The sequence below is a fragment of the Nocardia donostiensis genome, from assembly GCF_002081715.1.
GTDB lineage: Bacteria > Actinomycetota > Actinomycetes > Mycobacteriales > Mycobacteriaceae > Nocardia > Nocardia donostiensis.
Window position 1 is genome coordinate 47177 of sequence record NZ_MUKP01000004.1, and the last position, 18406, is coordinate 65582.

At 67.6% G+C, this 18406-nt stretch carries 15 protein-coding genes; 6 read left to right on the forward strand and 9 right to left on the reverse strand.

Annotated elements, in window-relative coordinates:
* Positions 1–106: 106 nt before the first annotated feature.
* Positions 107–1372, forward strand: coding sequence for a phthiocerol/phthiodiolone dimycocerosyl transferase family protein (locus B0T44_RS03785; protein WP_077116390.1), 1266 nt, complete (start codon positions 107–109; stop codon positions 1370–1372).
* Here B0T44_RS03785 and B0T44_RS03790 read toward each other — a convergent pair.
* Together B0T44_RS03790 and B0T44_RS03795 are read right to left on the reverse strand one after the other, a co-directional pair.
* Positions 1350–3014 carry a metallophosphoesterase gene (locus B0T44_RS03790; protein WP_245839207.1) on the reverse strand — a complete coding sequence of 555 codons (1665 nt, stop codon included), beginning with the start codon at positions 3012–3014 and terminating at the stop codon, positions 1350–1352. The two genes, B0T44_RS03785 and B0T44_RS03790, sit on opposite strands and share 23 nt — an antisense overlap.
* A 432-nt stretch (positions 3015–3446) precedes the next feature.
* The gene (locus B0T44_RS03795) at positions 3447–5558 is read right to left on the reverse strand and encodes an AMP-binding protein (RefSeq protein ID WP_077116460.1); all 2112 of its coding nucleotides are present in this window, start codon (positions 5556–5558) and stop codon (positions 3447–3449) included.
* Between the two features lie 345 nt (positions 5559–5903).
* On the opposite strand from B0T44_RS03795, the gene B0T44_RS03800 reads away from it, so the two are divergent.
* Positions 5904–6128 carry a hypothetical protein gene (locus B0T44_RS03800; RefSeq protein ID WP_077116389.1) on the forward strand — a complete coding sequence of 75 codons (225 nt, stop codon included), beginning with the start codon at positions 5904–5906 and terminating at the stop codon, positions 6126–6128.
* 52 nt (positions 6129–6180) lie between these two features.
* Positions 6181–7101, forward strand: a complete 921-nt coding sequence (locus B0T44_RS03805) for an LLM class F420-dependent oxidoreductase (RefSeq protein ID WP_077116459.1) — start codon at positions 6181–6183, stop codon at positions 7099–7101.
* Between the two features lie 53 nt (positions 7102–7154).
* On the opposite strand, the gene B0T44_RS03810 is transcribed toward B0T44_RS03805, so the two are convergent.
* Together B0T44_RS03810 and B0T44_RS03815 are read right to left on the reverse strand one after the other, a co-directional pair.
* Complete coding sequence (locus B0T44_RS03810; protein WP_254854182.1) at positions 7155–8570, reverse strand: three-helix bundle dimerization domain-containing protein; 1416 nt, start codon at positions 8568–8570, stop codon at positions 7155–7157.
* A 149-nt stretch (positions 8571–8719) separates the two neighbouring features.
* Positions 8720–10261, reverse strand: coding sequence for a phytoene desaturase family protein (locus B0T44_RS03815; RefSeq protein ID WP_077116388.1), 1542 nt, complete (start codon positions 10259–10261; stop codon positions 8720–8722).
* A gap of 255 nt (positions 10262–10516) precedes the next feature.
* Between B0T44_RS03815 and B0T44_RS03820 the strand changes: the two genes are divergently transcribed.
* A complete protein-coding gene (locus tag B0T44_RS03820) occupies positions 10517–11641 on the forward strand; it encodes a TerD family protein (RefSeq protein WP_077116387.1) in 1125 nt (374 codons plus the stop codon).
* A 27-nt stretch (positions 11642–11668) separates the two neighbouring features.
* Here the strand turns inward: B0T44_RS03820 and B0T44_RS03825 are convergent, their stop codons facing one another.
* On the reverse strand, positions 11669–13330 hold the full coding sequence (locus tag B0T44_RS03825; RefSeq protein WP_077116457.1) for an AIM24 family protein: 1662 nt from the start codon (positions 13328–13330) through the stop codon (positions 11669–11671).
* 308 nt (positions 13331–13638) lie between these two features.
* Between B0T44_RS03825 and B0T44_RS03830 the strand changes: the two genes are divergently transcribed.
* Positions 13639–13989 carry a hypothetical protein gene (locus B0T44_RS03830; protein WP_077116386.1) on the forward strand — a complete coding sequence of 117 codons (351 nt, stop codon included), beginning with the start codon at positions 13639–13641 and terminating at the stop codon, positions 13987–13989.
* A 259-nt stretch (positions 13990–14248) separates the two neighbouring features.
* Here B0T44_RS03830 and B0T44_RS03835 read toward each other — a convergent pair whose 3' ends face one another.
* The 4 genes from B0T44_RS03835 to B0T44_RS03850 all read right to left on the reverse strand — a co-directional run bounded on the left by B0T44_RS03835 (position 14249) and on the right by B0T44_RS03850 (position 17405).
* Positions 14249–15160: an alpha/beta fold hydrolase gene (locus tag B0T44_RS03835; protein ID WP_077116385.1), complete on the reverse strand. Its 912-nt coding sequence runs from the start codon at positions 15158–15160 to the stop codon at positions 14249–14251.
* Between the two features lie 73 nt (positions 15161–15233).
* Entirely contained in the window at positions 15234–16232 is a 999-nt protein-coding gene (locus B0T44_RS03840) for a glycoside hydrolase family 17 protein (RefSeq protein ID WP_139347767.1), read from the reverse strand.
* 183 nt (positions 16233–16415) lie between these two features.
* Positions 16416–16733: an alkylmercury lyase gene (locus B0T44_RS03845; protein ID WP_245839209.1), complete on the reverse strand. Its 318-nt coding sequence runs from the start codon at positions 16731–16733 to the stop codon at positions 16416–16418.
* A gap of 69 nt (positions 16734–16802) precedes the next feature.
* Positions 16803–17405: a TetR/AcrR family transcriptional regulator gene (locus tag B0T44_RS03850; RefSeq protein WP_077116382.1), complete on the reverse strand. Its 603-nt coding sequence runs from the start codon at positions 17403–17405 to the stop codon at positions 16803–16805.
* A gap of 53 nt (positions 17406–17458) precedes the next feature.
* Between B0T44_RS03850 and B0T44_RS03855 the strand changes: the two genes are divergently transcribed.
* Positions 17459–18379, forward strand: a complete 921-nt coding sequence (locus tag B0T44_RS03855; RefSeq protein WP_077116381.1) for an alpha/beta hydrolase — start codon at positions 17459–17461, stop codon at positions 18377–18379.
* The last annotated feature ends 27 nt before the right edge of the window (positions 18380–18406 follow it).

The following is an 18406-nucleotide window of genomic DNA, read 5'->3' on the forward strand; positions in this document are numbered from 1 at the left end:
GGCCGGTCCGCGGAGCCGGTAACGGTCACCCAGCGCGGTCCGAATTACCCAGCGAGCACCCGCTTCTGGGCTAGCCTCACTGCATCACCCCGGGGAAGGCACCACCATGACCGCAGCCACCATCGTTCGCCCATTGGCTCCGAGCGAGCAGATCTTTGCTTTCGGTGAGGTGTTCGTCGGGTATTCGGCCCGGGTGGCGGGCCGGCTGGATACGGCGGCGCTGATCTCGGCGTTCGAGACGGTGGTCCGGTCACGTCCGCTCCTGGCCGCCGCGCTGGAGCCAGGGGCTGGGTTCGGGCACACACTGGTGACGTCGGAACCCGCCGCTGCCGCCGCTCCCACCGTGACGGTCACCGACGGCGACCCCGAGCAGCTGCTCACCGGCGCCGAACTCGACCAGCGCCGCGCCGTCTGCGCCCTGTGCGTGGTCCGCCGCGGCGATACCGCCGCTGTCACCCTGCTCACCCATCACAGCATCGCCGACGCCATCCATTCGCTGGCAGTGTTCGAAGAGCTCTGGTCCTGCTATTGCGGGATCGTCGCAGGGGAAACCCCGCGTCTCACGGCGCACCCTTACCCCGCGCCCGTGGAGGAACTGCTCGCGGCCCGCAACGTGACAAAGTTCCCGGCCCCCTTCCCGAGCTCCCCGCAGCCGCTCCCGCCCGCGCCCCCGTCGTCCGCCGACGAGCCGTATCCGACGCTGGTCACCTCCCGCTGCCTGCTCACCGAGGCGCAGACCGTCGCGTTGACCGAGCTGGGGCGCTCGGCGGGAGTGACGATCCACGGTCTGGTCTCGGCGGCGCTGCTGCTCACCGAGTCCGCGGCCAGGCAGCGGCCGCTGACCGAGCTGATGTGCTCGTATTCGGTGGACCTGCGTCCCCGGGTGAGCCCACCGATCGGCGCGACCGAAGGCACCAATGTGCTCGGCTTCACCGGCTACCTACCCGCGGCCGATACCGAACCCACCCTCGTCGGGCTGGCCCGCGGGGTCTGCGCCGCGCTGCGTGACGGCCTCGCCTCCGGTTTCATCCAGCAGACACCGCTGCAGCTCCCCGATATGGCCGGCGCGCCGCCACCGAACAGCAACGGCACCGTCATGACCACCAACTGGGGGCGCATCGCGCCGCTGCCCACCCCGGAGGATCTGCGTGTAACCGACTTCCGTTCCACCATGATCGCCAAGCCCGACCGCACCGGCCGCAGGCCCCAGCAGCCCGGCGGCGGAACCACCATCGTCAGCACCTACGGCGGACGGCTGAGCATCGAGATCCATCACCCGCCGGAGTTCACGCCCGTCCAGCTGCCCCGTATCGCCCGGCTCACCGAGCTGCTCGGTGGATCGTCCGCGGTCAGGGCTGCTGGAGCGAGGTGAGTTCGAGAACCGTCACATCCGAGGGTGCGGCTACGCGCACCGGCGGACCCCAGGCCCCCGCACCCCGGGTGACGTAGAGCTGGGTGTCACCGTAGTGCTCCAGACCGGCCAAGGTCGGGTTCGCCAGGGCGGCAAGGAGATTGCCCGGCCAGAGTTGCCCGCCGTGGGTGTGGCCGGACAGTTGCAGGTCGACGCCGTGGTCGACAGCATCGTGCACGAGCACCGGCTGATGCGCCAGCAGTACACACGCCCGGTTCGTATCGCGTCCGTCCAAGGCGGCGGCGACATCGGGCCCGCGGCCCAGGGCTTCACCTTCGATGTCGTCGACGCCCGCGAGGTCGAAGTCGGGGAGCGCGACCCGGCTGTTGAGCAGCACCCGCATCCCCAGCTCAGCCGCGTGCGCAATCCACTCGTCGGCGTCGGAGTAGTACTCGTGATTGCCCGGCACGTAGTAGGCGCCGAGCCGTGCCCGCAGCCCGGCCAGCGGAGCGACCTCCGACCGCATATCCGCGACCCGGCCGTCGGCGAGGTCACCGGCGACAGCGATCAGGTCCGGCCGTGTGCCGTTGACGGTCTGCACCACTCGCTCGGCGAAACCGCGCCCCAGCGCCGGTCCCAGATGCAGATCGCTGAGCAGCGTGATCCGGAAGCCCTGTCCGCTGGCGGGCAGTTTCGCCAGCGGCACGGTGACCCGCCGCACCATCGGCCCGTTCAGCACCCCGTAGGTGCCGGTGCCGACGGTCGCCGCCGCCGCTGCCACGGTCGCCCCCGCGGCGAGGCGGGAGACGAACAACCGGCGCGATATCGGCCGAGGACGGGGTTCGGTTTCGGCCTGTTCCTGCGCTTGTCCAGCCGGCGGCACTCCGGTGCCGGGACCAGCCGCGATATCAGCAGGCTCCGGGGCCGAGCCTTGCGCCGCGGCTGCGGAATCAGCGCGTCCTGGATCCGGTGCTGTCGTCGCCGTGACAGCACGCCCTCCCGGGTCCGCGGAACCAGCGGCGGACTCGGCTGATTGCGGTGTGGAAACCGGTTTCGGGAGCACTGCCGTACCGGCGCGGGCCGATGCCTGGACAGCAGCACTGCCGCTCGGTTTCTGGGGCTCTGCGGCGTCAGCACTCTCCCGACCCGCCACACCCTCCACACCTGCTGCGCCCGTCACACCCGTCGGACTCGCCACACCCGCTGCAGCAGCGCGTGTTCCGGAAACCTGTTCGTCCGGCGTGGAGTCACCGGCACTCGGCCGAGCGACAGCAGTAGCGTGGGTGGTTTCCGCGTCGCTGGTTTCCGGGACTTCGCTCGGTTCGGGTGCCGTAGCCGCGGTCCCTGCGTCTCTGCGTGACAACGCCCGCAGCAGCAGCGGCCGCACCACCTCGCCGACCAGCACCCCGATCAGCAGATACAGCAACAATGCGGCGCACAGATACCCCGGCCAGGCGACAGCGCGAATCACACCCAAGGGCGCCCCGCTCGAGGGCACGGCGAACGCCGCCATCATCAGTACCACGCAGAGCACCAGCCCCATGGTGCCCGCCCACCACCACACCGATCCCCGCGTGGTCGTGTCTCCCACCAGCCGCCGCCACACATGCCAGGGCAGGCCGACGAGCAGCCCCAGCACGACAATCCCAGCGAGTACCGTCACAATTACCACCACAGTGGGGCGCCTCTTCCTGACTTACTGCACCTGCGGCCGCTGAACTTACGCCCACCCGCTCCGCGTCCGCCTCACACTACGACAACCGCCTACCCCTGCCCTCACTCACCGTCTTCCTCGAGGCGACGCCCCCGCGTCGGCGCCGCGTTCCGATCGGCCGAGTCATCCCTGCATCCTGCCTGCTCGGCGCCCGCTGTACCGGACGACGCGACAGCTTCAGAACCGACCGAGAACCATGGGCCGTCCGACAGCCACGGCGGGCCGGATGTCGACAGATACCGTGCGAGCACTACAGACCTGCGATAGCTCTGCCCGTTGATTTCCAGTGCTGTGGCGTAGTTTCCGGTGCTGTGGCGTGGTTTGGCGTCCGCTTCCGAACGCGGAGGGGCTCTATCCCTACCCGGCTCTGCGGGGGAGCCGTTACGCCGAGCCCGGCACCCCCACCCCGCCGATTCCTGGTGGCGCGGGTGAGCGGCCCACTTCCGGCCCGGTGAGCAGGCGTTTGAGGATCTTCCCGGTTTCGCCGCGGGGAAGGGCGCTGAGGAAGGTGACGTCACGGGGGACGGAGAAGCGGCTGAGGCGGTGGCGGATGTAGGTGCGGATCATATCGGGGTCGAGGCCGGAGCCTTCATGTTTCACCACGAAAGCGGCCAGCCGCTGGCCGAATTCGTCGTCGGGGACGCCGACGACGGCGACCTCACTCACCTGCGGCAGATGGGACAGCGCTTCCTCCACGGGTCGGGGGAAAACGTTCTCGCCACCGGAGATGATCATCTCGTCGTCGCGTCCGGCGACGAACAGGCGCCCGGAGACGTCCAGGTAGCCGAGGTCGCCGGTGTCGAGCATGCCGTCGGCTTCATCTGGCGGCGCGGAGTTGACGTAGCCGTCGAAGAGCATGTGGTTGCCGACGAAGATGCGGCCGGTGGCCCCGATCGGTACGGGTTTGCGATCCGCGCCGAGCACCGCGACTTTGGTGCCGAGCGGTGGGCGGCCCGCCGTCGTCGGGGAGGTGCGCAGGTCCTCGGGAGTGGCGATGGACGCCCACGACACCTCGGTGGAACCGTAGACGTTGTAGAGGATTTCGCCGTAACGGTCCATGAACCGCAGCACCGTCGCCCCCGCCAGCGGTGCGCCGCAGCTGATCACGTGACGCAGGCTGGAAGTGTCGTAGCGGCTGCGGATCCCGGCGGGCAGGTCGAGGATCCGGTTCACCATGGTCGGCACCACGATGAGGGTGGCGACGCGGTGTTCTGCGATCCGGCGCAGGCAGTCCTCGGCGTCGAAACGTTGCGGCAGCACCACGGTCGCGCGCAGCGCGGTGCTCAGTTGCAGCCCGGCCAGGCCCCAGGTGTGAAACAGTGGCGCGGGGATGAGCATCGCCTCGTCCATCTGCATCGGAATCCGCGACAGCAGCGCGGCGATGGTGGCGAACCCCTTCGGGTGCGGGCGTCGCGCACCTTTGGGGGTGCCGCTGGTTCCGGAGGTGAGCACGATCAACCGTCCGGGCTGAGTCGGTGTGCGGAAAGTGTTCTCGCCCTGGGCGATCAGCTCGTCGATGGTGACGCGGCCGGGCACCGGGGGGCTGCCGTCGGTGTTGTAGCGCGGGATGTCGTTGTGCAGGTAGCAGACGAGTTCTTCGAGGTCGCCGTCGACGAACAGGGCCGAAAGACGGTGCCGCTGCACGATCTCCTCGATCCGCCGCCCGGACAGCCCCGCGTTGAGCAGGGCGACGTCGACGCCGAGTTTGCCCGCGGCCACCATGGTCTCCACCATGCCCGCGTGGTTGCGCGACAGCAGCCCGATCGCATCGCCTGAGTCCAGCCCCGTTGCGCTCATAGCCCCGGCCAGTGCGTCGCTGCGCTGATCCATTTCGGTGAACGTGCGGGTGCCGCGGTCGTCGACGACAGCGATCCGGTCGGGTGAGTGCGCGGCTCCGGCCGCGTAACCGCCCGCCAGGTTGAAGCCCCATTTGTGCAGTCCGCGCACCTGTTTGAGGGCCAGCGCCGGATTGGTGGCGCGCACCACCCCGCTCGTCATCACCTGCCGCATGACACCGGCTTGCATCCGCACCGGGGAGTTCTCGCCGTTGACGACGACAGAGGTGGGCACTGCGCGCACGATATCGGCGACGCGGCGGAGCCCGCGCTCGGTCCAGTCGGCAATGGCGGCGTTGGTCAGGTCGCTGACCCGCCGGTGCACCCGGCCGGGAGTGAAGTAGGTGACCGAGACCTTGGCTTTGTCGCCTTCTCCGAGCAACCGGACCGAGGCGAAACTGCCCAGCTCATGGCAGTGCAGTTCCACGCTTTCGTACCAACGCCCGACCCGCATCTGCACTTGTATGAGGCGAATACCTGCCTCGGGGGTGCCGATGCGGAACTCCAGCACCGGATGCTGTCCGGGGATGTCGAGCCGCTCGCAGGCGCCGATGCCTGCAAAGACCCGGGGATAGGTGTTCGGATCCAGCAGCAGATCCCACACAGAGGAGCGGGATGCGGGGAGATCCACTACCACATCGATGACGTCGGTGACCACTGCTTGCAACTTCTCGTCGGCCCGCAACGAACAACTCGGGTCGGCGGGTAACCAATCTGTAACGCCGATCACAATACCGCGCCACCCTGGTTCACACCACCACCGCCGCAGTCCCGGAAATGCGGGATGACCTGCTATAAGCCCGGTTTCACGAGGTTCACCGGCCCGCTACACGAGGATCGCAGGCCGCGCTGTTGGAACTTGCCCAAACCTTGCCGCGCAGCGGTGTGAAACTTCCCAGCGACCACAGATGTGACGACAAACACAATCGATGCCCGTTAGATTCGCGGTGTCGCTATCCCTGCTCGCGTCATTCGGCGCGGAACCGGCGCCGGAGGAACGCTGATGAACCCACAGGGTCGCCGTGTGGCGATCACGCACACCGACGAAATACTCAACTACTTCGGCAAATGTGGGGCGTGCGGCTATCCCGCCCGCGCGGCCACCACCAGGCAGGTCTACGACAACGGTGATGTCGAAACCTCTGTGCTGGCCACCTGTTCCCTGCCCTGCGGCTGGTCCGACCAGGTGCAGCCGACCACCATGACGAGGTCGCCGTCGCGCGCTTGATCTGCCTGGACCGGTAACCGGACGTGCAGCCGGGTCGGGCACGATGGTGGGCATGGAACTGCGCATTTTCATCGAACCGCAACAGGGCGCCGACTACGACACACAGCTGCGGGTGGCCAGAGCGGCCGAAGACCTGGGTTTCGCGGCGTTCTTCCGGTCCGACCACTATCTGCGCATGGGTGGCGCCGACGGCCTGCCCGGCCCCACCGACTCGTGGATCACGTTGGCGGGACTGGCCAGGGAGACCAGCCGCATCCGGCTCGGCACCTTGGTCACCGCGGCCACGTTCCGGCTGCCGGGACCGCTGGCGATCCAGGTGGCGCAGGTGGATCAGATGTCGGGCGGCCGGGTGGAGTTCGGGCTCGGCACCGGCTGGTACGCCGAAGAGCACGCCGCCTACGGGATCCCGTTCCCGGAGCAGAAGTTCGCTCCGTTCGAAGAGCAGCTGGCGATCGTCACCGGGCTGTGGGAAACCGAACTCGGCGACACCTTCAGCTTCGACGGCGCGCACTACCAGATCGTCGACTCCCCGGCATTACCGAAGCCGGTGCAGCGGCCGATACCGGTGATCATCGGCGGCGGTGGGGCACGCCGCACCCCACGGCTGGCGGCTCGGTATGCCTCCGAGTTCAATATGCCGTTCGCCTCGATCGACGACAGCTCCGCCCAGTTCCAGCGGGTGCGCGCCGCGGCAGAGGAACACGGCCGAGCGGCCGGCGACCTGGTGTACTCCAACGCGCTGGTCGCTTGCGTCGGCTCCAGCGATGCCGAGGTGGCCCGTCGAGCCGCCGCGATCGGACGTGAGGTCGACGAGCTGCGCAGCAACGGTCTAGCCGGTTCCCCCGCCGAGGTGGTCGACAAGATCGGCCGCTACCGGGAGATCGGCGCCCAGCGAATCTACTTGCAGATCCTGGATCTGTCCGATCTGGATCATCTGGAGCTCATCGCGAACCAGGTGGGCGGACAGCTCTGACAGTCGACGGGGTGGGTGCGCCCTCGGGCACACCCACCCTGTTCTCGTTCAACTCACTGATAGGCGTTGGCGACACCTTCGAGGAGGTGTTCGAGGGTTTCGTAGGCGGGGACGTCGACGACGTCGATCAGTTCCTGCGTCACCGGGACGTCGTGTTCGGTGACGACCTCGGTGAACTTCGCGACGTCACCGGTGCGGAACCCGTGTTCGGCGGCCAGCGACTGCAAGCGAGGGTCGGTGGACAGCAGCCGGCCGACGCGGTCGCCTTCATCGCCCAGCGGTACCAGGGTGTGCCGCGAGACCACCGTAGGCGACGGGTACATCAGTACCATGCCCGGTTTGATCTTGTCCTCGATGGTGGCCGCAACGAACTGCGCCTCGTAGATCCAGGCCAGCGGCGCGGGCCCCATGCCAGCGGAGAGGTATTCGGTGAACGGGCCCTGCGTGGAATCCTCGGTGTAGCCCTGGCCGAGGAACAGCCGTGACAGCAGCGGCAGCACATGCTGTTCGGCGGCGGGGCCGCGCACCACGGCGTTGTCGTTGACAACGTAGCTGGCGACCGCGGCATACATGGCCGCAGAGTTGGAGCTGCGCGGGTCGCTGGTGGATACCAGAACGTTCTTGCGCACCGGGTAGACAGTATTGCCTTCCAGCTGATCCCACTGCACTCCGCGCGCGACCATATCGAGGTAGGCCGACATGTCGAACGTCGGCACCGGTCCGGGTTTCACCACGCCCGCGCGGGTCAGCACATCGACGATCGGCTGGAAGGTGGCGATGGCCATCGGCGAGAAGAACGGCGTGTGCTGTGTGGTCACTCCGGTTTCGCGGGTGATCCGTTCGGCAGCGGGCAGGCTGGAGGGGAAGGCGAAGTCGTAGTCGGCCAGGTCGACGGAGGTGGCGATCCGGCGCGACCCGGCGGGTTCGACCTCCACCTGCACGCCGTGGTCGGCGAGTACCTCGACGACGCGCGGGTCTTCGAAGAACGCCATCTTCTCCGACCCCACCACACCGCGTACGACGGTCAGTGGCGCATCGGCCGCGGCGGCGGGGGCGGGGTCGGATTCGGGACGGGTCACGGCGACCACGAGAGCGACAGCAATGACGAGCACGCCCGCGGCAACCAGAGCCGGCGCGAGACGCTTGCCGCCGAGCAGTTCCCGGCGCCAGGTGTCTACACGGCCCCGGAAGCTCGAATATGGTTCGGCCATTTCCTTATCGGTTTGCTCGGTCTCGGGTTCGCGTGGTGCGTCGGCCGTTTCGGCTTCCGGTTCCGCCAGTTCGCGGCGCACGATGCGTTCGACGAGAATGGGCACGAAATCCCGGATGGGAAGGCCTTCGAATCTATGGCGCGCGGTCTGTACCGCGTCACCGATCCGGTCCGCGGAGTAGGCGTCCGTATAGTCGGCTACCAGGCGATTCTCCAGATCGCGCATCGCCTTTTCTTCGCGGACGGTATCGGGTTCCACCTGGTTCTCCTCGGCGCCGTTCGATTACTTCAGACGGCCCACCGGACCTGTCCCGGCCGATAACGATACCGCCGCAATCTGTTTGGAATCACCACTGGTGAATAGGGCAGGGAATACTCGATAAACGTTCACTTGCCGTTTCCCGGAAGCTACCCGGAGGTTGCCTCTAGCACCGCCATGGCGGCGTTGTGGCCGCCGATTCCGCTGACCCCACCACCGCGCACCGCTCCCGCCCCGCAGAGGTATACGTTGCGCGGCCCGGCCGCAACACCCCAACGCTCGGCCGGGGCGTCGGCGGGGTTGTCGCGATAGGGGAAGGACAGGTCGCGGTGGAAGATGTGACCACCGGGCAGCCCGATATCGCGCTCGAGGTCCAGCGGTGTACGCACCTCGAGGCAGGGCGCGCCGTGGGCATCGGCTGCCAGGCAATCGCGGATCGGTTCGGCAAGCACCGCATCCAGTCGATCCAGTGTCGCCGCCAGTATGGCGGCACGCGCGCCTTCCGGGTCGTGGTGGAACAACCGTGCCGGTGTGTGCAATCCGAAGAGGGTGAGGGTGTGCACGGTCTCGGCGCCGCGGCCGAGGATGGTCGGGTCGGTGAGCGTATGGCAGTAGATCTCCGACGGTGGCTGGGACGGCATGCGACCGCTTGCGGCTTCGCGGTAGGACCGCTCCAGTTGCGCATACGATTCGGCTACATGGAAGGTGCCCGCGAAAGCATCACGCGGGTCGATGTCGCTGTCGCGTAGCCGGGGCAATCTACGCAGCACCATGTTCACCTTCACCTGCGCGCCTTCGGGTTTCGGCTCACCTGCCTGCCCGAGCAGCCGCTGCAGTTCGTGCGGCGCGGCATTGACCAGGACATGCCCGGCACCTACCGCGCCCGTCTCGAACCGCACTTCAGCTCGGGCACCGTCGGTGTCGATATCGGTGACACGGCATCCGGTGACCAGTTCGGCTCCCGCGGCGCGAGCGGCGGCGGTGAGCGCATCGGTGAGCGCGCCCATCCCGCCGACGGGCACATCCCAGTCCCCCGTGCCGCCCCCGATCACGTGGTAGAGGAAGCAGCGGTTCTGTTTCAGCGACGCATCGTGGGCGTGGGTGAAAGTGCCGATCAGCGCGTCGGTGAACACGACACCGCGCACGATGTCGTCGGAGAAGTAGGTTTCCAGTGTTTCGCCGAGCGGCCGTTCGAACAGCGCGTCCCATGCGGCCGCACCGACCCGCTGCCGCAGCTCTGCTCGCGTGGGCAGCGGCTCGGTCAAAGTGGGGAACACCTGCCGCGCGACTCCAGCGGTCAGCTCGTAGAACCGCTGCCAGGACTCGAATTCCCGATCCGAGCCGGTGAGCCGCACGAAGCTGTCGCGGGTCCGTGCCTGCGACTCGGTGTCGATCAGCAGCCCACCCTCCCCCACCGGGGTATACGACGAGATCCGCCGCCGCCGTGTCTCGAACCGCAGCCCCAGTTCCCGCACGATCCGCGCGGGCAGCAAGCTCACCAGGTACGAGTACCGTGATACCCGCGCGTCCACCCCGTCGAACATCCGCGCCGATACCGCCGCCCCGCCGAGCCGCCCCCGCTGCTCGAGCACCAGTACCGTTTTCCCGGCCCGCGCCAGATACGCGGCCGCGACCAGCCCGTTGTGCCCGCCGCCCACGATCACCACGTCGTAACGTGTACGCCTCACCATCCGTCTTCGATACCACGGGTGGTGCGCAGCGGCGATCTCCTCGTTCCGCGCGTCTCGGCACGACAACGAACACCGCCGCGACCAGACCCGGAGGCGATACGGCGTCGGCCGTGAAGGACACGTCGGTCGAGCGCGGCGTCCGTAGGGTGGAAGCGGGAAGGCCGCGAACGCAACGGTGCGGTTCGCGTCGCACGGATTCAGCCGAGCTACCGTGTCGCACCGCGTCTTCCGGCGACTACGACGAAGGGTGCACGCGTGAATGAAGGAATCCAGCAGCAGCAGATCGACCCCGTCGGCGTGGACACCCTGACGGTATCGGCGCAGACAGCCACCCCAGCGCATATCGCCGCGGTGCTGCTCACACCGGACGGGGCGTTACGGGACCATGCGGGTTTCGTATTCGCCAACCAGACCGAAGCGCCGGGCGTCCGGCTGGCCGATACCGCGCCGGGGCATACACCGTCGCTGGCGATATCGCTGTCGGCGATCCCGCATTCGATCACAGCGGTGCGGATCGTGATCGTCCTGGACAACCCGCATCTGACGTTCGCGGCCGCCCCCGCACTCCAGGTGAGCGATCTGAACGGTAACACCGTCTACCACAACAGTTTTCCCGGCGTATCGGCCGCTTCCGCGGTGGCGCCCATCGATATCGAGCGTGCCGGGGCGGGATGGCAGATCAACACCGTCGGCCGTGGTTACGCTGGCGGGTTCGCTGCAGTGCTGGCCGAGCATCATGTGCGGGTCGGTGGTCGCGGCGAGCCACGCAGGCAGATCGAGGCAGCGCCGCTGACACTCGGTCGCCCGCTGGGCTTGGCGCCAGGCCAAGCGGTCCGGCTGCGCACCGACACCGGGGAAACACTGAACCTGGTGCGGCTCGGTCTCGGCTGGGATCCGGTGCCCGGCGCCACGCACAGCAGCGATACCGCGGCCCACGCCGACCTCGATGCCGCGGCCCTGCTGTTCGACCGGGAACACCATCTACTCGACGCCGTCTATTTCGCCCAGCTCACCTCCAACGACGGTTCCGTGCGCCATCTCGGCGACAGCATGACCGGCCAAGGACGCGGGGAGAACGAGGTGATCGCCGTCGACCTGTCCCGCATCCATCCACAGGTCGCGACGGTGGTGCTGGTGGTCACCTCCTACAGCGGCCACAGCTTCGACATGATCGGCAACGCCTTCTGCCGGCTGGTCGACGGCAGCTCGGGCGTCGAACTCGCCCACCTCGACCTGCGCGGCGGCGGCTCGCACACCGGGATGGTCATGGCCAAGCTCTACCTGGCCGCCACCGGATGGAAAATGCAGGCCATCGGCGAAGCCATTGCCGCAACCCATCCCGGTGAAGCTGTCCCCCAGCTCACCCACCATTTGGCCTGAGCAGCTGGTCGCCCCTGCGGTGGGGCGCTAACCGAACAGGCCGCCCAGCACCCCACCGCTCTGCCCGGCTTCCTGACCGCCGCCGGTGCCGCCGAGGAACCCGCCGGGCGGCAGTTCGGACGGCTGCACGATAACGAAACCACGACCGGAGAACGACAGGGTCATCCCTTCGCCGGTGGTGCGGCCCATGAGGCGGCCGAGGCCGAAGGAGTCGTTGCGTTTGATCCCGGTCTGCAGGCTCGACGACCAGGCGATCGCCGCTTGCGGATCGGCGTAGGTTGGCTGGTCGACGTTGAGGACCACCGGCGCGCCGTGGCTGGTGATGGCGATGCGGCCGCGTCCGGTGAACACACAGTTGAACAGGCCCGCGTTGCTGGCGAAACCGGCCGCACCCTGCACCATCTTCACGTCATAGGACAGGGTGGGGTCGAAGGCGAGCACATTGGAGCCGTTGATGGTGAGACCGTCGGTGCCGTCGAGGTCGATGATGTGCACATCGGAGGCACCGTTGGCAACGAACAGGTCACCCCGGCCGGACACCTTCATCAACGGCACGCCTTCACCGGTGATGCGCGCCTGGATAGCGCGGCCGATACCGCCGGAGCCGAGTGCCTGGAAATGCAGATCGCCCTGGTAGGCGACCATCGAACCGGCGCGGACCATCGTCTCCCCGTTGACCCCTACCTTGATCATCTTGCTGCCCTGTTTCTGGATGCCGAGCCCGCTGACTTCGGCGTGGCTCGGGTTGAACAGATCGCTCTGCATCGACAGCGCTCCTTGCTGAGGTGAGATCGGTTGAGGTGCGGCAGCGTGCGGATGCCCGGATGCCTGCGGGTGGCCCGGCGCGGGCTGGGCGGCCGGAGGGTAGTGCTGCGGGTGGGGTGGGTAGCCGGGCGCGGGTTGCCCGGGGGGATACGGCGCGGGCTGACCTGCCTGCGGGTAGGGCTGGCCTGTCTGCGGGTAGGGCTGGCCAGTGTGGGGATATGGAGCCGGTGGAGGCGCCGGGTATCCCGCGCCCTGCGGGTGTGCGGGCTGCGACGGGTATCCGGGAGGCTGCCCGCCAGCCGCGGGATACTGCGGCTGCCCCGGTGCGCCCGGCCCAGGGGCGGGCGGATACGGCTGCCCGACCGGTGCCTGGGTGGGCATGGCGACCTGGGTCGGTGCCTCACGCGAGGTGGACGGCGGCGCGGGTTCGTCGTCGATGTTCACGCCGTATGCAGTGGCGATACCGGCCAGACCGTTGTCGTATCCCTGCCCGACCGCGCGGACCTTCCATCCGCCGCCGCGCCGGTAGATTTCGACGCACACTACGGCCGCTTCACTGGTCAGCCCGGATATCGGGAAGGTCAGCGTCCCCGACGGCGAGCCGATCGTGGCGACCAGCGAACCGACAGCGCCGAAATTGGCGGGACCACGCCCGTCGAGGCTGGCGGTGACAACGACCTTGTCGATATCGCCGGACACGGCGGAGATGTCGACGTCGACCATGTCCCCCGCGCCCTGGCCGTGCCGGTACACGACGCCCGCGCCGACAGGCTGGTTGAAGAACACGAAATCGGCGTCGGAACGCACCCGGCCGTTCGACGCGAGCAGCAGCGCCGACACATCGACCGGCGCGGAACAACTGACCGTGACCGTCATCCGGTCTGCGGGGGCGGGGCGGTTCTCACCCCGGGCGAGTTCGGTCACCATGCACCGCCCCCGCCGCCGACCGGTCGGCCGAATACCATGCGATTCACAGCAACGAGTCTGCCGTGAACCTGTCGCGCCGCGCTACCGGGGCACCACTGTCGCCGCTGTCTCGGTTTCTGATATCGACCATCGTCATTACATCGAGTTACGCCTGTATAGACCGGGTGTTCCGATGCGGCAACGGCCGGGGGTAGTAACGCTGAGGGCGGAATCTGAGAATTTTCATAGGAACGCCACAGGTTGAGGCCAGGCTGGAGCCGCATCCTGGGTGAGGAACCAAGTCCGGCGGACCACGGAGGTGCACGATGGTAGAAGTCGAGGTCAGCGGTACGACGGTGACGATTCACGTTCTCGGCGCGCATCGGCTGTTCGCATTACGCGACCATGTGACCTTCGATCTGGCGAATATCACGTCGGTGCAGGCCGCCGAGGTCGATCTGCGTCCGCCGTGGGTTCGCACGCCCGGCACCTTCTTCCCCGGCGTGATCGCCGCAGGCACCTTCCGCGGCAAGGGGCGTAAAGAGTTCTGGGACACCATGTTCGACGAACGCGCGGTGCGTATCGAACTCGCAGGCACCGATTTCACCCGCATCGTCGTCGATGTCGCCGACCTGGACGCGGCCCTGCACACACTGTCCCAATCGGCCGCCGCCTGACGGACGTCCCCACCACCGCATCGCGACCGAGAAATCTCCGCGCCCGGTCGCGATGGTGTTCCCCATCCCCTCGCCGGTTCGCTCACCTCCGCGTTCTCGATCGCGGGCACGCCCGGCACCGATCGCGGTTCGGCATCCCCCTACTGGAGAAGAGGATGCCGATCCTCGCGGGCCGGGTTTCCTGTTCACCCTGGCCAGCTGTGCCGGATGCGCTGACCTCTGCCTGAACAGCGGAGGCGTGCGCGCTACGTTTGCTCAGTCATGGCTTGCGAGGTTGTCCACCCACCTGGCTATCGTGGAATTCGATGAAGGCGCGCAACGTTTCTTGCGGGGCCTCGATCTGCGGGTAGTGCCCGATATCAGGCAGCTCCACTACATCCGGGCCGGGCACCAGCTCTCGGTAGCGGCGAACCATGTGCGCCCCCGACACCGGGTCGCGCAATCCGGCGATGAGCCGCACCGGCATCTCCGCATCGACCAGCGCCCCGACCCAGCGTTCCCGATGCGCGCGGCGCTCGGCCATATAGCGAATCAGCTTGTGCCCGTTGCGTTGACCATGTTTGGTGGACCACAGCCGCCAGAAACGGTCCAGTTCCTCGACGCTCGGCTTCGTCTCGGGCCCGAACACCGCTGCCAAGCTGCGGCAGAATGCGCGTTCGGAACCGAACCGGCTGATCAGCGGCCCGAACGAACTGGCGAGTAGCCGCTGGATCGGTCGCGGCCGATGCGTTTCGGGGAACAGTCCGCCATTGAGCAGGCACACCGACTCGATCACCAGCGTTTCGTCGCCCACGGCCCGGCGCTGCGCCGCGCGGGCCAGCATTTCCTGGGCCACCGTGTCGCCGTAGTCGTGGGCCAGGAGGTGGACCCGCCCGATCCCGTGCTCCCGTAGCAGCTGTTCGTGCAGGTCGGCCTGGTCGGCGATGCTGTAGGCATAGTGCCGTGGTTTGGCCGACCACCCGAACCCGATCATGTCCGGCGCCAGTACCCGCCCGAACCGTGCGCACAGCCCCGGCCAGAGCGCATGCCAATCCCAGGACGCGGTCGGAAAACCGTGGATGCACAGCAGGTCAGCGCCTCCAACCCCGCTGTCGTTTTCCCGCCAGAAGATCTGATGCCCGTTATGGGTGAACCGTCGCCCCAGTGCGCGCCATTCCGCAAACTCCTCCATACGCCCAGCATTGCGCGCCGGTGCCGTAGGAACGGGAATTGGTTACGCGTGTCGCGCGAGTATCATCTGCCCGCTATCGGGTCAACGGGAACTTGGCTTCCCCGTCGGCGTGCCACAGACCTGAATGCGCATCGGCTATCGGACCGCGGGTGGGGTCGTCCCAGCCGGTGTGCCAGGTGAACGGGAGCTGCTGGCTGATCAGCCAAGTCGTTGCAGCGTAATAGTAGGCGGATTCATCGGCGATACCCGGTGCGGCGGCATAACGTTCGGGTCCGCGCGAGGGCCAGCCGGTTTCGACGACGAGCGGTTTCGGTTTCGTTGCGAGCCGAGCGGCCGCGACCCGGTCGCGCAGATAGGTCAGGGCGTCCTCGACCGCGGCCCCGCCCCGGTACGGCTGCACCTCTAGGCCGATGAAGTCGACCGCGTGCAGCACCTCGGCGTTGACCGGGTCTGCCCAGCTGCCCAGGGTGTCGGTGACACCGACCGGGATGTTGTAACCGAAGTCGTGCTGCAGCATATCTTTGATCTCGCGCACCGAATCCGCCAGCCGCGCAGCGGATACTTCCCGGCGCTCGAGTGCTTCTCGACCCACGATGACATGACCGATGCCGGCGAAGCCGTGTAGCCGGAAGGCACGCTCGAGCGCGATCTTTTCCCGATCGAAAAGCTTCTCCGAGCGAACAGCCAACCCGACGTCGACACCGATCCCCTTCCGCTGCGCAATCGGCAGCACCACGCTGAGCAGATCGCATGCGGCGGCGGTATTCAGCCGCACGGTACGGAATCCGGCGTCTTCGAGTTGCTCGAGCCGATCCCGGACAGTGGCGATGTCCAGGCACCGCCCGTCCGGACGCAGCGTGGGCAGCGTCGCACCGGCTGTCGTATGCCCTTGCGGTGCGGCGTGTGCGACACCGGAACCGGCTGCCGCCGCGCCGACGACCAGCATCATCACGGCAACGGAGGTGAGTATTCGAGCCCTACGCTTGGCGAGCCCCTGCGTGCGCCTGCCCGCCCGGCCGGGCAGGGCGACGCCGGTGTAGGACACCATGTTTCGACCGACGAATATATTCACCCCCGGCACACTAAGTGATGTACACCACACTATCGCCATTCTGGCTGGCGTGTCGCCGATGTTGTCTTCCCCCAAGGGATGACAGCCGACCACACGTCAAAGCGATGCTGTCTCAGTACATGTGGTGTCTGCGCTGAGAGTTTTCACCAGAATCTCAGCGCTGCGATTCGTCAAGAGCCGTGGTCAGGACCTTGCTGCAAGCGGGAACAGCGCCTCGTGGAGTACGGCTACCGAGGGAGCGCCGTCGAGTCCGCCGTCTTCACGGGGGTAGAGGCGGCACGACAGGCTCGGAGCCTGGCCCGGGATCGCGAACGGGTCGCGGCCGTCGACCAGCAAGGTCGGCGAGCCGGCCATGCCGGTGACGCGGGCCCGGTCGACGTCCTCGACGACCCGGTGCGCGATGTGCAGTTCCATGGGCTGCCCGGTGGCGGCGCGCCGGAGGCGTTGGTCGAGCACTGCCGCGTTGGGGCAGCCGGGAACGTACAGGATTTCGAGGTTCATGATGGCCGGCTTTCGTAAAGATGGAGCGCCAGAGCTCAGGCTACGGGCTGTCCCGAGGGATGGGGCCGCCTACGTAAGTGATCGGGTCCAGAAGTCGATCACGGCCTGCACGCACTGCTCGGTAGTTCGGCCTGAGGGCGGATTGAGAACTGCGCCGTGGACTTGTGCTTCGACGGCTTGAACGAACAGCAGCGCGGTCAATGCAGGGTCGGAGCCGCCGACGTCGAGACGGCACAGGTGGTAGGTGACTTCGTCGGCGAGGCGTTGTTCGAGTTGCCGGAGCTGGGCGACCCCTTCGGGTGTGCGTGGCGCTTGTTCGAACAGCAGCCGGTGCATGCGTGGTTGAGCGCTGTGCAGGTGCGCGACCGCGGTGATCAGTCGGTGCACGGTTTCGCCAAGGGGCGGCTGGTCGGCGCGCAGGGCTGCGGCTTCGGTGAGCAGTGCGTGCGCGGCCTGCCGCAGGTGGCGTTCGGCGAGAGCGAAGAGCAGGGCGTCCTTGTTGGGGACGTAATGGTAGAGGGTGCCGATGGAGACGCCGGCGAGTTCGGCGACCTTGTTTGTGGTCGTCGCCGCGTAGCCGTGCTGGTGGAAAAGTCGAGCAGCCGCGTCCAGGATCGCGTCGAAGGTGAACTCCGATCGCTGCTGGCGCGGGGTTTTGCGGGGTGTGGACATAGGGGTCCCGAAGTCGAGTTGTCAAAACCGAGGATTGCTCGAATCATTGTGGCATGCACAGCTCCTACCTCGCATTTCTTCCCTCCGACCTGCATCCCGACCCGGATCTGCAACCGGTGTCGACGTGGTGGAACCGGTGCGGCGACGACGTGCATATCGAACGCACCTCCCGAGTGGACGCAGACGTGCGAATGCTGCTGGTGCACGGCGCCGGCGGTCATGCGGCGGCCATGTGGCCGTTCGCGGCGCTGGCGGCCGAACAAGGTTTCGAGGTTTCGGTGCCCGATATGCCCGGCTACGGCCGAACGCGAGTGCGCAACAAACGCGGAATCCGATACCCGGATTGGGTGGACTGCCTCACCGACCTGATCCGCGACCAGTACGCAGCCGATCCGCGGCCACTGGTGGTACTCGGCGCCAGCATGGGCGGCATGCTCGCCTACGAAGCCGCCGCCCGTACCGGCCTGGCCGCCGTCGTCGGGGCGACCTGCCTGCTCGATCCGCGGTTGCCGCAGGTGCGTGCCGCGATCGCCCGGCGCCCTTGGCTGGGTCGCTATGGGCCCCGGCTGCTCTCACCTGCCGTCGACGGCCTCCGGGTCCCGATGCGCTGGATGGCCAACATGGGCGCGATGTCCAACGACTCGGAGCTGACACAAGTGGTTGCCACCGATACTCGCGGTGGGGGTGTGTCGATGCCGTTGGGATTCTTGCGCACCTATCTGCAGTCGGTGCCGCAGGTCGAACCAGAGGCCTTCACCACCTGCCCGGTCTGGCTCGTCCATCCCGGCGCGGACGCGTGGACGCCACTGTCGTTGAGCGAGACGTTCTTCAACCGGATCGCGGCGCCCACGAAGCTGATCGTGCTGGACAACGCCGGTCACTACCCGATCGAGACCCCCGGTATCCATCAGCTGGTCCGCGCACTGGCCGACCTCCGCGAGGAAGTCGGTTCCAGCGACACGCGCGACCGCTGATCGGGGTTCCGGCGGGCCGGTTTGCGG

Coding starts and splice junctions, on each gene's coding strand:
- B0T44_RS03785 (WP_077116390.1), top strand. CDS start 107: ATGACCGCAGCCACCATCGTTCGCCCATTGGCTCCGAGCGAGCAGATC.
- B0T44_RS03800 (WP_077116389.1), top strand. CDS start 5,904: ATGAACCCACAGGGTCGCCGTGTGGCGATCACGCACACCGACGAAATA.
- B0T44_RS03805 (WP_077116459.1), top strand. CDS start 6,181: ATGGAACTGCGCATTTTCATCGAACCGCAACAGGGCGCCGACTACGAC.
- B0T44_RS03815 (WP_077116388.1), bottom strand. CDS start 10,261: ATGGTGAGGCGTACACGTTACGACGTGGTGATCGTGGGCGGCGGGCAC.
- B0T44_RS03830 (WP_077116386.1), top strand. CDS start 13,639: ATGGTAGAAGTCGAGGTCAGCGGTACGACGGTGACGATTCACGTTCTC.
- B0T44_RS03835 (WP_077116385.1), bottom strand. CDS start 15,160: ATGGAGGAGTTTGCGGAATGGCGCGCACTGGGGCGACGGTTCACCCAT.
- B0T44_RS03845 (WP_245839209.1), bottom strand. CDS start 16,733: ATGAACCTCGAAATCCTGTACGTTCCCGGCTGCCCCAACGCGGCAGTG.
- B0T44_RS03850 (WP_077116382.1), bottom strand. CDS start 17,405: ATGTCCACACCCCGCAAAACCCCGCGCCAGCAGCGATCGGAGTTCACC.
- B0T44_RS03855 (WP_077116381.1), top strand. CDS start 17,459: ATGCACAGCTCCTACCTCGCATTTCTTCCCTCCGACCTGCATCCCGAC.